At 69.8% G+C, this 12,728-nt stretch carries 15 protein-coding genes; 7 read left to right on the plus strand and 8 right to left on the minus strand.

Annotated elements, in window-relative coordinates; genetic code table 11:
* Window positions 1–148: 148 nt before the first annotated feature.
* Together TSO352_RS32135 and TSO352_RS32140 are read right to left on the minus strand one after the other, a co-directional pair.
* The gene (locus TSO352_RS32135) at window positions 149–2,083 is read right to left on the minus strand and encodes a nucleoside-diphosphate sugar epimerase/dehydratase (protein WP_109111326.1); all 1,935 of its coding nucleotides are present in this window, start codon (window positions 2,081–2,083) and stop codon (window positions 149–151) included.
* A 65-nt stretch (window positions 2,084–2,148) separates the two neighbouring features.
* Window positions 2,149–3,108 carry an SDR family oxidoreductase gene (locus TSO352_RS32140; RefSeq protein ID WP_109111327.1) on the minus strand — a complete coding sequence of 320 codons (960 nt, stop codon included), beginning with the start codon at window positions 3,106–3,108 and terminating at the stop codon, window positions 2,149–2,151.
* Between the two features lie 186 nt (window positions 3,109–3,294).
* On the opposite strand from TSO352_RS32140, the gene TSO352_RS32145 reads away from it, so the two are divergent.
* Entirely contained in the window at window positions 3,295–4,332 is a 1,038-nt protein-coding gene (locus tag TSO352_RS32145; RefSeq protein WP_247872589.1) for a glycosyltransferase family 2 protein, read from the plus strand.
* On the opposite strand, the gene TSO352_RS32150 is transcribed toward TSO352_RS32145, so the two are convergent.
* The 3 genes from TSO352_RS32150 to TSO352_RS32160 are packed head-to-tail and all read right to left on the minus strand — an operon-like array spanning window position 4,294 to window position 7,152.
* Entirely contained in the window at window positions 4,294–5,130 is an 837-nt protein-coding gene (locus tag TSO352_RS32150; RefSeq protein WP_109111329.1) for a glycosyltransferase family 2 protein, read from the minus strand. The two genes, TSO352_RS32145 and TSO352_RS32150, sit on opposite strands and share 39 nt — an antisense overlap.
* 1 nt (window position 5,131) lies before the next feature.
* Window positions 5,132–6,136 (minus strand): glycosyltransferase family 4 protein, encoded by a 1,005-nt coding sequence (locus tag TSO352_RS32155; protein ID WP_109111330.1) that lies wholly within the window; start codon window positions 6,134–6,136, stop codon window positions 5,132–5,134.
* A 32-nt stretch (window positions 6,137–6,168) separates the two neighbouring features.
* Window positions 6,169–7,152 (minus strand): NAD-dependent epimerase/dehydratase family protein, encoded by a 984-nt coding sequence (locus TSO352_RS32160; protein WP_109111331.1) that lies wholly within the window; start codon window positions 7,150–7,152, stop codon window positions 6,169–6,171.
* A 181-nt stretch (window positions 7,153–7,333) separates the two neighbouring features.
* Here TSO352_RS32160 and TSO352_RS32165 point away from each other — a divergent pair, with 181 nt between their 5' ends.
* Window positions 7,334–7,669 carry a hypothetical protein gene (locus tag TSO352_RS32165; protein ID WP_109111332.1) on the plus strand — a complete coding sequence of 112 codons (336 nt, stop codon included), beginning with the start codon at window positions 7,334–7,336 and terminating at the stop codon, window positions 7,667–7,669.
* Between the two features lie 23 nt (window positions 7,670–7,692).
* Window positions 7,693–7,854 carry a hypothetical protein gene (locus TSO352_RS33705; RefSeq protein ID WP_199231808.1) on the plus strand — a complete coding sequence of 54 codons (162 nt, stop codon included), beginning with the start codon at window positions 7,693–7,695 and terminating at the stop codon, window positions 7,852–7,854.
* Window positions 7,855–7,885: 31 nt separating this feature from the next.
* Here the strand turns inward: TSO352_RS33705 and TSO352_RS32170 are convergent, their stop codons facing one another.
* Entirely contained in the window at window positions 7,886–8,317 is a 432-nt protein-coding gene (locus TSO352_RS32170) for a GNAT family N-acetyltransferase (protein ID WP_109111333.1), read from the minus strand.
* 164 nt (window positions 8,318–8,481) lie between these two features.
* Between TSO352_RS32170 and dcd the strand changes: the two genes are divergently transcribed.
* The 3 genes from dcd (at window position 8,482) to TSO352_RS32185 (ending at window position 10,932) form a co-directional block, all read left to right on the plus strand.
* Window positions 8,482–9,036, plus strand: a complete 555-nt coding sequence (gene dcd, locus TSO352_RS32175; protein WP_109111334.1) for a dCTP deaminase — start codon at window positions 8,482–8,484, stop codon at window positions 9,034–9,036.
* 73 nt (window positions 9,037–9,109) lie between these two features.
* Window positions 9,110–10,402, plus strand: coding sequence for a UDP-N-acetylglucosamine 1-carboxyvinyltransferase (murA, locus tag TSO352_RS32180; protein WP_109111335.1), 1,293 nt, complete (start codon window positions 9,110–9,112; stop codon window positions 10,400–10,402).
* Between the two features lie 41 nt (window positions 10,403–10,443).
* Window positions 10,444–10,932, plus strand: a complete 489-nt coding sequence (locus TSO352_RS32185) for a DUF2948 family protein (protein ID WP_109111336.1) — start codon at window positions 10,444–10,446, stop codon at window positions 10,930–10,932.
* On the opposite strand, the gene TSO352_RS32190 is transcribed toward TSO352_RS32185, so the two are convergent.
* Window positions 10,929–11,300 (minus strand): hypothetical protein, encoded by a 372-nt coding sequence (locus TSO352_RS32190; protein ID WP_109111337.1) that lies wholly within the window; start codon window positions 11,298–11,300, stop codon window positions 10,929–10,931. The two genes, TSO352_RS32185 and TSO352_RS32190, sit on opposite strands and share 4 nt — an antisense overlap.
* Before the next feature lie 135 nt (window positions 11,301–11,435).
* Between TSO352_RS32190 and TSO352_RS32195 the strand changes: the two genes are divergently transcribed.
* Complete coding sequence (locus tag TSO352_RS32195) at window positions 11,436–12,008, plus strand: type 1 glutamine amidotransferase domain-containing protein (protein WP_109111338.1); 573 nt, start codon at window positions 11,436–11,438, stop codon at window positions 12,006–12,008.
* Between the two features lie 56 nt (window positions 12,009–12,064).
* On the opposite strand, the gene TSO352_RS32200 is transcribed toward TSO352_RS32195, so the two are convergent.
* Window positions 12,065–12,727: a response regulator transcription factor gene (locus TSO352_RS32200; RefSeq protein WP_109111339.1), complete on the minus strand. Its 663-nt coding sequence runs from the start codon at window positions 12,725–12,727 to the stop codon at window positions 12,065–12,067.
* Window position 12,728: the final 1 nt, after the last annotated feature.

Below are 12,728 nucleotides of genomic sequence, written 5' to 3' on the forward strand. Positions count from 1 at the left end.
CCCGATAACCGATCATCGCCGGGGCGATGCGTCCGGGTGAGGCGTCCAGGCTTGGCCGCCCCCCGAAGTGGCGCGGGTTATGCCACAGGCTTTTGGGGGATGCAACGCTTAAACTTACCCCTCGCGCCTCTTTTTTCCGGCCCCGTCCTTACGCCTGGACTCCGGTGGACGGCAGCACCGCTTCGGCGCGGAAGTCGGGCACGATGGTGCCGAGGATGCCGAGCACCCGCTCGCCGTCGCCGGCCCGCGCCGCAGCCTCCAGCTCGGCCACCGCGCGGTTGATCAGCGCGTAGTCGATCAGCCGGGGCGACGCCAGGAAGACGCCGTCGGCCTCGGTGCGCGACGGGGCTTCCGCCGCCGTCAGGATTTCCTCGAACAGCTTCTCGCCGGGGCGCAGGCCGGTGAAGGCGATCTGGATGTCGACGCCGGGGCGGTAGCCGGCCAGCCGGATCATCTGGCGGGCGAGGTCGGCGATCTTCACCGGCTCGCCCATGTCCAGCACCAGGATCTTGCCGCGGTCCTCGGCGCGGGTGGCGCCGTGGGCCGACGCCTGCAGCACCAGCTCCACCGCCTCGCGCACCGTCATGAAATAGCGGCGCATGTCGGGGTGGGTGACGGTCAGCGGCCCGCCCTGCGCCAGCTGCCGCGTGAACAGCGGCACCACCGAGCCCGAGGAGCCCAGCACGTTGCCGAAGCGCACCGTCATGTAGCGGGTCGCCGTCTCGGCGCCGTCGCGCGGCGGCAGCACGTCCAGCGCTTGGCAATAGGTCTCGGCGAAGCGCTTGGCGGCGCCCATCACGCTGGTCGGCCGGATCGCCTTGTCGGTGGAGATCAGCACCATGGCGAGGCAGCCGGCGGCGCGCGCGGCGTCCGCCACGTTGCGGGTGCCGACGACGTTGGTCAGCGCCCCCTCGCACGGGTTGGCCTCGACCAGCGGCACATGCTTCAGCGCCGCGGCGTGGAAGACCAGGGCGGGGCGCTCGTCCTGGAACAGCCGCATGACGCGGTCGCGGTCGCGCACGTCGGCGATCACCGCCCGGGTGTCGAGCGCGGGGAAGCGCTCCCGCACCTCCATCTCGATGCTGTAGAGGTTGAACTCCCCGGCATCGAGCAGGATCAGCCGTGCCGGCCCCAGGGCGGCGATCTGGCGGACCAGCTCGCTGCCGATGGTGCCGCCGGCGCCGGTGACGATGACGCGCCGGCCGCCGACCAGCCCGGCGATGGCGCCGCGGTCCAGCACCGCCTGCGGCCGGCCCAGCAGATCCTCCAGCGCGATCGGCCGCACCTCGATGCCCTTGCCCTCGCCCAGCGCCGACTTGAACTCGGTCAGGCTGGGCAGGCGGGACAGCACCAGCCCCAGCGCCTCCGCCCGGTCGAGCAGGGCGCGCAGGGTCGATCCCTTGATCTCGCTGTCACCCTTGGTGACGATCAGCCGTTGCGGCCGCTCGCCCTTGCGCTCCAGCGCCGCCACCACCGTTTCCAGATCGTCGGGGCCGCCCAGGACCGGCACGCCGCGCACGGCGTGGCCGACGCGGCGGCCCTTGTCGTCCAGGATGCCGACAACGCGGTAGGCCGACTGGCCCGGCTGGTCGACCGAGCGGATGAACAGCTCCGCCGCGTCGCCGACGCCCAGCAGCAGCACCGGGATGCGTGGCACGCCCTCCACCGCCTCGGTCCAGCTGAAGCGGCGGTCCTTGTAGAAGCGGTAGGCGAAGCGCGGGCCGCCCAGCAGCAGCATCTGCACCAGCCACAAGATCGGCGGCAGCGAGCGCGGCAGCAGTTCGGCGCGCGTCAGCAGGAACATCGCCAGCACGAAGCACAGCACCGCCACGGTGACCGCGCGCACCACCTGCATCAGGTCGGGGATCGACGCGTAGCGCCAGATGCCGCGGTACAGCCCGAACAGCACGAACACCGCGGCCGACAGGCCGACCAGCACCGGCAGCGCGATGGTCAGCGCGTCGAAATAGAAACCGAAGGCGGAACCGCCCACCCGCAGGTACAGGGCGACCACCAGGGCAATCCCGGTCATCACCAGATCATGCAGGAACACCAAGGACGCCCGTGCGGACGGGATACGCATGCCGCTCAACCCTGTCGTCGTTCGGCCGCCCGCACGAACGGCGGCGGGCTCAGCCCAGTGTGGCGTTAGCCGCGTGAAGCTTTGAACCATTCCGCCGTGGCACGCAACCCGGACGCAAGGTCATGGGGCGGCTGCCAGCCCAGCCTGCTGCGGATCGGCCGGTCGTCCACCGTCAGCGTTCCGGCGATGCGGTCGAACACCGCGCGCGTGCCGGTCAGCGCCGCGCCCAGCGCCATCAGCCGGCGCGGCACCGGGATCAGCCGGGCCGGCCGGCCCAGCGCCGCGGCGATCGCCCGCACCAGGTCGGCGGTCGACAGCGGCTCGCCATCCTGGACCAGGAAGGTCTGGCCGGCGGCGGCGGGGTGTTCCAGCGCCGTCGCCACCGCGTCGGCGAGGTTGCCGACGTAGATCAGGCTGCGGCGGTTGTCCAGCCCGCCCAGCGGCAGCGGCAGGCCGGTCGCCACCAGCTTCAGCAGGGCGCGCATGTTGCCGGCGGCGCCGGGGCCGTAGACCAGCGGCGGGCGGATCACCACCAGCTCCATCCCGCTGCGGGCGGCGATCGCGGCCAGCGCGCGCTCCGCCTCGAGCTTCGACACGCCGTAGGGGCTGTGCGGGTCGGGCACCGTCGCCGCGTCCAGCGGGGTGGGCCGGCTTTCGTCGACCATCGCCTTGATGCTGCTGAGATAAACGAAGCGCCGCACACCGCTGGCCGCCGCCTGTTCGGCCAGCCGGACGGTGCCGGCGGTGTTGACGCGGCGGAAGGCGGCCAGCGGGTCGGCGGCGCGGTCGCGCATGACGTGGACGCGGGCCGCCATGTGGATCACCGCCTCCATCCCCGCCAGCGCGGCGGTCCAGTCGGTGTCGGGGCCGATGTCGCCGACGATTGCCGGTTCGATGGCTGCCTGCTCCCACGGGCCGTCGATCGGGCGGCGCAGGGCGGCGCGCACCGTATGGCCACGGGCGGCGAGCAGCGGGGCGGTGTGGCGGCCGACGAAGCCGGTGGCGCCGGTCAGAAGAACACGCATGGTGCAGGACCGTCCGAGGCGGTTGGACACGCAGAGGGAACCGGCGGATTTACTATCCCGTTTGACCGGTCTGCGCCATGGCGCAAAGTCCAAGGACCTATTTCCAGCTTTCGGTCGGAAGTGGGAATGGCTATAAGCTCGACAGGGACGCGTGGATAAGGACGCTACCAGGACATGTCTCAAATCATGGGCGACGGAAATGATCGGCACAGCCGTATCATCATCGTCAGCTTTCACTGTGCCGACTTCGTCAACCGCGTCATTGGTTGTCTGCTCGACCAGACCGATCCGGCTTTCGAGGTGGTCATCGTCGACAACGCGTCGAAGGATGTCGACGCCATCGCGCTGCCCGACGACCTGCGATTCCGCATGATCCGGCTCGACAGCAACGTCGGGTTCGCCAAGGCCAACAACATCGGCGCGGCCGGCGCCACCGTTCCCTGGATCGTCACGCTGAACCCCGACGCCTTTCCGCGCCGCGACTGGATGGAGCGGCTGCAGGCCGCCGCCCGTGCGCAGCCGGACGTGGCGATGTTCGGCTCGACCCAGCTCTTTTCCCACGACCCTGCCATGATCGACGGCGAGGGCGACCAGTATTCCATCTTCGGCTTCGCGTGGCGGGTCAACTACCGCCGGGTGATGAAGCCGCCTTATTATTCCGGCCAGGTCTTCTCGCCCTGCGCGGCGGCGGCGATGTACCGGCGCGATTATTACGAGGCGGTCGGCGGCTTCGACGAGGATTTCTTCTGCTACTGCGAGGACGTCGACCTCGGCTTCCGCATCCGTCTCGGCGGCGGCCCGGCGGTGCAGGTCGGCGACGCGGTGGTGGAGCATGTCAGCAGCGGCGTGTCCAAGCAGTACGGCACCTTCGCCCAGTACCATGGCGTGCGCAACCTGGTCTGGACCATGGTGAAGAACATGCCGCTGCCGCTGCTGCCGCTGGCCTTCGCCGGCCATTCGCTGCTGGTCATCTATCTGGTGTTCCGCAGCCTGGGCAGCGGGCGCACCGGCGCCATCGGCCGCGGCATCCGCGACGCCCTGTGCGGGCTGCCGCGGATGATCGCCAAGCGGCACGTCATCCAGCGCGACCGCAAGGTGACGCTGGGGCAGGTGGCGCGCATGATCGCCTGGAACCCGCTGTTGCTGAAGACGCGCGGCCGTCCGGGCTGCCGCCTGTCGCGGTCGTCAGACCAGCCGCCAGCCGTGGGTGTTGAAAAAGCGTAGGGCGGAGCGGGCGAACATCCGGATGTGGCTGCCGCCCTTGCGCGCCGCCTTGCCGCCGAAATGCACCATGCGCACGTCCGGCACATAGGCGATCTCGCCCAGCGCCATCGCCCGGCGTGACAGGTCGAAATCCTCGAAATACAGGAAATAGCCGTCGTCGAAGCCGCCCAGCCGGACCAGCGCGTCGCGGCGGAACAGCATGAAGGCGCCGCTGACCTGCTCCAGCCCGACGACGACGGCGTCGCGGGTGACGTCGCGCATCTCGTAACGGTCGAGACGCTTGGCGAACAGCCGCTTCACCGCGGCGGGGGCGAAGGCGCGCAAGGCGAGGTCCAGCACGGTCGGCCGGCGCTTGCACAGGAACTCCTGCGCGCCCGACGGGCCGAACACCTTGGGTGTCAGCAGCACCGTGCGGGGATGCGCCTCCATATAGCGCCAGCCGGCGAGCAGCGCGTCCGGCTCCAGCAGGATGTCGTAGTTCAGGATCAGGTGGTAGGGGGCGTCGCCCCGGCGGATCGCCAGATTGTGCCCGGCGCCGTAGCCGACGTTGCCATGCCCGGCGATCAGCGTCACCGCCGGCCGGCCGGCGTCGGCGTAGCGGTCGAGCAGCGGGCGGAACGGGTTGGCCCCGGCATCGCTGCCGACCGGCGCGCCGTTGTCGATCACCCACAGGCGGGTCTGCACGCCGGCCGCCGCCGCCAGCCGGTCGGCGGCGGCGCCGATGGTGTCGAGCGAGCGGGCCAGCAACTCCGGATCGGGATGGTAGAGGACGACCGACAGGTCGAGGAAATCGGTCATCTCAAGCCTTCGACATGCGTTTCAGCGTCGCCAGCAGCAGCGCGACCGTCACGGCGCCGGGCGCCAGGGTCCAGGCGCCGAAGCTGGCGGCGGCCAGCGCCGCGGCGACCAGCAGCAGGCTGTAGCCCATGATGGTCAGCACGACGCGGTCGTGCCGCCCGACGCCCTTGGCGGCCTTCTGATAGAAATGCTCGCGGTGGGCCTGCCAGATCTTCTCGCCGCGCAGCAGCCGGCGCAGCAGGGTGATGGTGGCGTCGGTCAGGTAATAGGCGGGCAGGATCAGCGCCGCCGCCCAGTCGCCGCGCGCCGCCAGCGAGGCCAGCAGGAAGGCCAGGATGTGGCCGAGCGGGATGCTGCCGACGTCGCCCATGAACATGCGGGCCGGCCGCCAGTTGTGGGTGAGGAACCCGGCCGCCGCCCCGGCCAGCGCCGCCCCGCCGACCCCGGTCAGCCCGAAATCCCCGATGACGAGCGACACCAGCGCGACGCCGCCGCCGATCAGGATCGTCTCGCTGCCGGCCAGCCCGTCGATCCCGTCCATGAAATTGTAGAGGTTGACGAACCACAGCCACAGGAAGGCGGTCGCGGCGCGGTCGAGCCCCCAGGGCAACCAGCCCTGCCACACCATCTGGTCGGCCGGCAGCGCCAGCAACCCCAGCGCTACCGCCAGCCCCTGGACCGCCAGCCGCAGCAGCGGCGACAGCGTCCGCCGGTCGTCCATCCATGACACCGCCATCAGCGCCACCGTGCCGAGCAGCACCGCCCCGGTCTCCAGCGGCCGGCCGAAGACGATCCCAGCGATCGCGAAGACCGGCACCACCGTCAGCATCACCGCCCAGCCGCCGCCGCGCGGGGTGGGCGCCTGATGGCTCGACCGCTCGTTCGGGATGTCCATGATGCTGCTGGCCAGCAGATAGCGCAGCACCCGCGTCGACAGGTACCAGCCGACGGCCAGACACAGCAGGAAGACGCCGATCAGCGCGGTCGAATAGGCGGTGGGGGTCATGATGGCTCGGCTTGGGAAGGGGGCGGAACGGGCTAGAGCTTGTGGTAGCCCTTGTACCACTCGACGAAGCGCGGGATCCCGACCTCGATCGGGGTCTTCGGTTCGAAGCCCAGCACTTGCCGGCTCAGCTCGATGTCGGCGGCGGTTTCCGGGACGTCGCCGGCCTGCATCGGCTCCATCACCTTGACGGCTTCGCGGCCCAGCGCCTGTTCCAGCACGGCGATGAAGCGCATCAGATCCTCGCAGCGGTTGTTGCCGAGGTTGAACAGGCGGTGCGGCGCGCCGGTCTCCGCATCGACCGGGGCGGGGCGGTCCAGCGCGGCCAGCACCCCGGCGGCGATGTCGTCGACATAGGTGAAGTCGCGCTTCATCCGGCCGCCGTTGAAGACGCGGATCGGCCGGCCGGCGGTGATGGCGTCGGCGAACAGCCAGGTCGCCATGTCGGGGCGGCTCCACGGGCCATAGACGGTGAAGAAGCGCAGGCCCGTCGACGGCATCTGGTAGAGGTGGCTGTAAGTGAAGGCCAGCATCTCCGCCGCCTTCTTGGTGGCGGCGTAGACCGACACCGGGCTGTCCACCCGGTCTTCCACCGAAAACGGCATCTTCCGGTTGGCGCCATAGACCGACGAGGTCGAGGCGTAGACGAAATGCCGCAGGTTCGGCATGCGCCGCGCCGCCTCCAGCAGCGTCACCTGCCCGGTGACGTTGGCGTCGACATAGGCATAGGGGTTCTCGATGGAATAGCGCACGCCCGGCTGCGCGGCCAGATGGACCACGCCGGTCACGTCGGCGAACTGCGGCCACAGCCCCTCGACGGTGGCGCGGTCGGCGATGTCGGCCTTGACGAAGCGGAAGCCGGGCTTGTCCACCAACCGGGCCAGCCGCGCCTCCTTCAACGCCACCGCGTAGTAGTCGTTGAGGTTGTCGAGGCCGAGCACGCTCTCCCCCCGGTCCAGCAGCACCGCGGCGACGTGCGATCCGATGAAGCCGGCGGCGCCGGTGACGAGGATGGTCATGGTCTGGGCCTCTGCTGCTCCACTCCGCCGGTCTTATGCCCCAGCGCCGGCCGGTGCGCCAGACTCCTTCCACGCGGACTCCGTCCACGCGGGTTCCATACGGTTCGCGCGCTTGACAGGCGCTCGGCCGTCCCGGTCTACTGCCCGACCGCGACATTACAGGACTGATGGGACCGTCCCGATGCCCCCGAAGAAGAACCCGCTGAACCTGAACCCGCTGCAACTGCGCACCCTGACCCTGCTTCAGGAGCTCGCCCGGCTGGAGAACAAGCCGGCCGCGGAGGAGGGCGCCTTCCAGATCACCGCGCTGCCGGACCCGCACGGCAACCACTTCCACCTCGGCCACGCGGTCGTCGCCGCCAAGGACGCCACCGGCCTGCGCAACGACGCGGTCTGGACCATCCTGGAGCGCAAGGGCATCGTGAAGCGCGAACCCGGCGCCGCCGTCCTGACCGCCGCCGGCGTCGCCTACGACACCGGCCTGCGCGACCAGATCCTGCACCAGTCCAATCACTGAGGATCGGGGCGGAGTCTCAAGCGATGGATGACACCGCCGACAGCCCCGCCTCTGACAGCCCGGAGGTTCCGCCGGCTCCGGCAACGCCGAAGCCGGCGGCGAAGGGCCGCGACGAGCGGCTCGCCGCCCGCCTGCGCGAGAACCTGCGCAAGCGCAAGGAGCAGGCGCGGCAGCGGGGGGAATAGCCCCTCTCCCCGGGCGGGAGAGGGCGTTCCGCTACACCAACGCCTTCCGGAACCAAATCTGCTTGTGTCCCGGCGGATAGCCCTCCATCTCCGCCCACACCTCGTAGCCTTGCTTCGGGTAGAAGCCCGGCGCCTGGAAGTCGTAGGTGTAGAGCCGCGACCAGCGGCAGCCGCGCGCCCGCGCCTCGTCCTCCGCCGCGCTCAGCAGTTGCCCGCCGAGCCCGGTGCCGCGCGTGGAATCGTCCACCCACAGCAGATCGACGTACAGCCACTCCCAGTTGGTGTAGCCGACCAGCCCGCCCTTCAGCGTGCCGTCCGGCGCGCGGGCGGTCGCCACCAGGTCGCGGCGGTCGTAGGGGCGGCCGAGCGACGCCTCGTTGTAGGCGCGCAGGCCCTCGAAAACTCCGGCCAGGTCGGCCGGGGCGGCGGTGTCCGTCACGGACAGGGTGATGTTCTGGATCATGACGGCAAGCTTAGCCGCGGCGGCGGCAAAGACCAGCGCCGTGATAAAGAACCGTCCATGCGTGCCGAACGGCCTTCGTTTCCTTGAGCCCGGCCGCGTGCTCGGCTACAAACCAGCGTCAACCGACCCTCCACCCAATCGATACGCCAAGGAGTACCCCCGCGATGGGCATCATGCCGGACAGCTGGATCCGCGAGATGGCCGAGACCAAGGGCATGATCGAACCCTTCGTCGAAACCCAGAAGCGCGAAGGCGTGATCTCCTACGGCGTGTCGTCCTACGGCTACGACGCCCGGGTGGCCGACGAGTTCAAGATCTTCACCAACGTCGACAACGCCATCGTCGACCCGAAGCGCTTCGACGACTCGAGCTTCGTCGACCGCAAGACCGACGTCTGCATCATCCCGCCCAACAGCTTCGCGCTGGCGCGCACGGTGGAGTATTTCCGCATCCCGCGCGACGTGCTGGTCATCTGCCTGGGCAAGAGCACCTACGCCCGCTGCGGCCTGATCGTGAACGTCACGCCGCTGGAGCCGGAGTGGGAAGGCCACGTCACCCTGGAAATCTCCAACACCACGCCGCTGCCGGCGAAGGTCTATGCGAACGAGGGCCTGTGCCAGTTCCTGTTCCTGAAGGGGGACAGCGTCTGCGAGGTGTCCTACGCCGACAAGGCCGGCAAATACATGGGGCAGAAGGGCGTCACGCTGCCCCGGCTGTGAGGACCCGGCCCGCCCGGGCCGGCTGTAGAGTAGAGCGCACTCCTTAACGCGTACCCGCGAAAGAAACAGGTCCATGGACAAGATCCGCATCCGCGGCGGTCGCCCGCTGAACGGCGCCATCACCGTTGGTGGTGCCAAGAACGCAGCCCTGCCGCTGATGACGGCGTCGCTCCTCTCCGACGAGACGCTGACGCTGACCAACCTGCCGATCCTGGCCGACATCAACACGCTGTGCAATCTGCTGCTCCAGCATGGTGTCGCCATCCACATGGCGGGGGCGGGCGGCGATTGCGCCGGCCGCGCGGTCGATTTCACCGCGCGCGACATCACCAACACCACCGCCCCCTACGATCTGGTCCGCAAGATGCGCGCCAGCGTGCTGGTGCTGGGCCCGCTGCTGGCCCGCTGCGGCGAGGCCAAGGTGTCGCTGCCCGGCGGCTGCGCCATCGGCGCGCGTCCGGTCGACCTGCACATCAAGGGCCTGGAGGCGATGGGCGCCGACATCCGGATCGAGGGCGGCTACATCATGGCCAAGGCCCCGGCCGGCGGCCTGCGCGGCGCGGAGTACGTCTTCCCCAAGGTGTCGGTCGGCGCGACCGAGAATCTGCTGATGGCGGCGACGCTGGCCCGCGGCACCACCATCCTGGTCAACGCGGCGCGCGAGCCGGAGGTGACCGACCTCGCCGAATGCCTGGTCAAGATGGGGGCGAAGATCACCGGGATCGCTACCGACCGCCTGGTGATCGAGGGCGTCGACCGGTTGCACGGCGCCCGCCACATGGTGGTGGCCGACCGCATCGAGACGGGGACCTACGCCATGGCGGCGGCGATCACCGGCGGCCGTCTTGACATCATGAACACGCGGCTCGATCTGATCAAGGCGGCGGTCAAGGCGCTGGCCCCGGCCGGCGTCGCCTTCGAGGAGATCGAGAACGGAATCCGCGTGTCCCGCGCCAACGGCGAACTGCACGGCGTCGATGTGATGACCGAGCCGTTCCCCGGCTTCCCCACCGACCTTCAGGCCCAGATGATGGCCCTGATGTGCACGGCGACGGGCGCGGCGATGATCACGGAAACCATTTTCGAGAACCGCTTCATGCACGCGCCGGAGCTGACCCGCATGGGCGCCCGGATCACCGTGCATGGGTCGTCGGCGCTGGTGCGCGGCGTGGAACGGCTGACCGGTGCGCCCGTCATGGCGACGGACCTGCGCGCCTCGGTGTCGCTGGTGCTTGCCGGGCTGGCGGCGGAGGGGGAGACGGTGGTCAACCGCGTCTACCACCTCGACCGCGGCTATGAACGGGTGGAAGAGAAGCTGGCCGCCTGCGGTGCCGACATCGAACGCATCCATGGCGGGGAAGACTGACAGGCGGGAGCGTCGAACCTCCCGCGTTTCCGAGAGGTGACATGACCATGACCCCGATCCGCCTGCGCGCGGAAGACGCCGAAGACCTGAAGGTCGTCTCCGCCTGCCTGCAGGACGCCATCCTGCCGATCGGCGACATGTGCTTCCAGCCCGACGAGAAGCGGTTCGTCATGGTCGTCAACCGCTTCCGCTGGGAAAGCGCCGACCAGCCGCGTCCCGGTCCGAGCGCCGACGATGACGACCTCGCCCCCTTCGAGCGCGTCCATTGCGGCGTGCGGGTGGAGGGGGTGACCGGCGCCAAGCTGCGCGGCCTCGACCTCAAGAACCGCGGCCAGATCCTGGAACTGCTGTCGATGGAGATGGTGGAGGGCGGCGGGGTCGACCTGCATTTCGCCGGGGGCGGCTGCGTCCGGCTGGACGGCCCGTCCTGGCGCGTGGTGGTGGAGGATCTGGGCGAGCCCTGGCCCACCGGCTGCAAACCCTGCCACCCGCCCGACCAGCCGGACGAACCGGCGGCGGGCGCCTCCTAGCGTCCGGCGACCTGGGTGCCGTTGCGCAACTGGCGCAGCACGTCGGCGGCGGTCTTCCGATAGGTGACGGTGTCGACGTCCTCGCCGGCGGCCAGTTGCGACCGGCGGACGGTGAAGAAGCGGTGACCGACGTCGAGCATGCCGCTGGCCTCGACCAGGACGCTCGAGTCCCTGCCGTCGGGGGTGGGCGCGACCGAAACGATCTGTCCCAGCTCCTCGCCCAGCAGCCCGGTGACCTCGGTGCCGACCAGATCGTCGCCGGTCTTCGGGTCGGCCGCCCAAGCGGCGCCGGGGCCGCCCGACTCGATGAGGACGAAGGACAGGGTTGCCGCCAGCACAAGGCTGGCCAACGTGTTCTGGAACCGCATGTTTCGGGCTCCCATCGCTGAAGTGTGTCGATTATATCACGTTCAACATGGGAATTGGGGAAGGGTTCCCGCGGAACCATCCAGAGGTAATCCGGTTGCTGGAGGTCGTGACCAACAGCGAAGGAGAGTCTCCTCATGGCTCAGACACTGACCGGCAAGACCGTCGCCGTGCTCGCCACCGATGGATTCGAGCAGGTGGAACTGACCGAGCCGGTGAAGGCGCTGCGCGACGCCGGGGCCACGGTCCAGGTCGTCTCCCCGAAGACCGGGAAAATCCAGGGCTGGAACCACCATGACAAGGGCGAGACGGTGGCGGTGGACGTCGCGCTCGACCGGGCGGACGCCGCCCGCTACGACGCGCTGCTGCTGCCCGGCGGCGTGATCAACCCCGACGCGTTGCGTCTGGAGCCGAAGGCGATCGCGTTCGTGAAGAGCTTCGTGGAGTCCGGCCGGCCGATCGCGGCGATCTGCCACGGCCCCTGGACCCTGATCGACGCCGGCGGCGTGCGCGGCAAGCGCATGACCTCGTGGCCGTCGCTGCAGACCGACCTGCGCAACGCCGGCGCCACCTGGACCGACGAGCCGGTGGTGACCGACCATGGTCTGGTCACCTCGCGCAAGCCCGACGACATCCCGGCCTTCTGCCGCAAGATGATCGAGGAATTCGCCGAAGGCCGCCACGCCGGCCACCGCCACGCGGCGGAGTAGGGGGCTGCCTTCTGCCCGGCCCTTCCCGGAACGTCGGGGAAGGGCTGGGGTGGGGGCTAGGCCGTGACCAGCGGCGACAAGCCGTTCTGGATCGCCCACACCGCCGCCTGGGTGCGGTTCTGGGCGTTGATCTTCCGCATCACGTTCTTGAAATGCATCTTCACGGTCGATTCCGTGATGTGCAGGTTGCGCGCGATCGCCTTGTTCGACTGGCCGGCCAGGAGGCAGCGCAGGATCTGCACCTCGCGCTTCGACAGGTCGCCGCTGGGCGGCACGGCAATCGGCACCGGGGCCGGGCGTTCGTTCACCGCGGCCATCAGCAGGCCGGCGACGTGGGTCGGGTAGACGACCTCGCCCAGCATCACCAGCCGCAGGGCGCGCAGCAGGGATTCGCTGGACATGCTCTTGTTCAGGTAGGCGTCGGCGCCGGCCTTCAGCGACTGCGACAGGCTGCGGTCGGCGATGGTGTCGGCCAGCACGGCGATCCGCGCCGAGGTGCCGTCGCGCAGACGGCGGATGCCAGCGATCTCCTCCGCCATGCCGTCCTGGAGCGCCAGCACGATCAGGTCCGGCTCGTCGCCGTCGGCGATGAGGTCGAGCGCGTCGTCGGCGCTGGCGGCGTGGGCGCTGACCCGGAAGGGGCCGCCGCCGATCAACGTCGCCAAGGCCGCCGAGAACAGGCGGTCATGATCCACCAGCATAACGTTCCATGTTTTCATC

This window comes from Azospirillum sp. TSO35-2 (genome assembly GCF_003116095.1).
Classification (GTDB): Bacteria; Pseudomonadota; Alphaproteobacteria; order Azospirillales; family Azospirillaceae; genus Azospirillum.

Bases quoted from the DNA above. Each gene is read 5' to 3' on its own strand.
- TSO352_RS32195 (WP_109111338.1), top strand. From the start codon at position 11,436: ATGGCTCAGACACTGACCGGCAAGACCGTCGCCGTGCTCGCCACCGAT.
- TSO352_RS32160 (WP_109111331.1), bottom strand. From the start codon at position 7,152: ATGACCATCCTCGTCACCGGCGCCGCCGGCTTCATCGGATCGCACGTC.
- TSO352_RS32145 (WP_247872589.1), top strand. From the start codon at position 3,295: ATGGGCGACGGAAATGATCGGCACAGCCGTATCATCATCGTCAGCTTT.
- dcd (WP_109111334.1), top strand. From the start codon at position 8,482: ATGGGCATCATGCCGGACAGCTGGATCCGCGAGATGGCCGAGACCAAG.
- TSO352_RS32155 (WP_109111330.1), bottom strand. From the start codon at position 6,136: ATGACCCCCACCGCCTATTCGACCGCGCTGATCGGCGTCTTCCTGCTG.
- TSO352_RS33705 (WP_199231808.1), top strand. From the start codon at position 7,693: ATGGATGACACCGCCGACAGCCCCGCCTCTGACAGCCCGGAGGTTCCG.
- TSO352_RS32200 (WP_109111339.1), bottom strand. From the start codon at position 12,727: ATGAAAACATGGAACGTTATGCTGGTGGATCATGACCGCCTGTTCTCG.
- TSO352_RS32170 (WP_109111333.1), bottom strand. From the start codon at position 8,317: ATGATCCAGAACATCACCCTGTCCGTGACGGACACCGCCGCCCCGGCC.
- TSO352_RS32150 (WP_109111329.1), bottom strand. From the start codon at position 5,130: ATGACCGATTTCCTCGACCTGTCGGTCGTCCTCTACCATCCCGATCCG.
- TSO352_RS32140 (WP_109111327.1), bottom strand. From the start codon at position 3,108: ATGCGTGTTCTTCTGACCGGCGCCACCGGCTTCGTCGGCCGCCACACC.
- TSO352_RS32135 (WP_109111326.1), bottom strand. From the start codon at position 2,083: ATGCGTATCCCGTCCGCACGGGCGTCCTTGGTGTTCCTGCATGATCTG.
- TSO352_RS32165 (WP_109111332.1), top strand. From the start codon at position 7,334: ATGCCCCCGAAGAAGAACCCGCTGAACCTGAACCCGCTGCAACTGCGC.
- TSO352_RS32185 (WP_109111336.1), top strand. From the start codon at position 10,444: ATGACCATGACCCCGATCCGCCTGCGCGCGGAAGACGCCGAAGACCTG.
- murA (WP_109111335.1), top strand. From the start codon at position 9,110: ATGGACAAGATCCGCATCCGCGGCGGTCGCCCGCTGAACGGCGCCATC.
- TSO352_RS32190 (WP_109111337.1), bottom strand. From the start codon at position 11,300: ATGCGGTTCCAGAACACGTTGGCCAGCCTTGTGCTGGCGGCAACCCTG.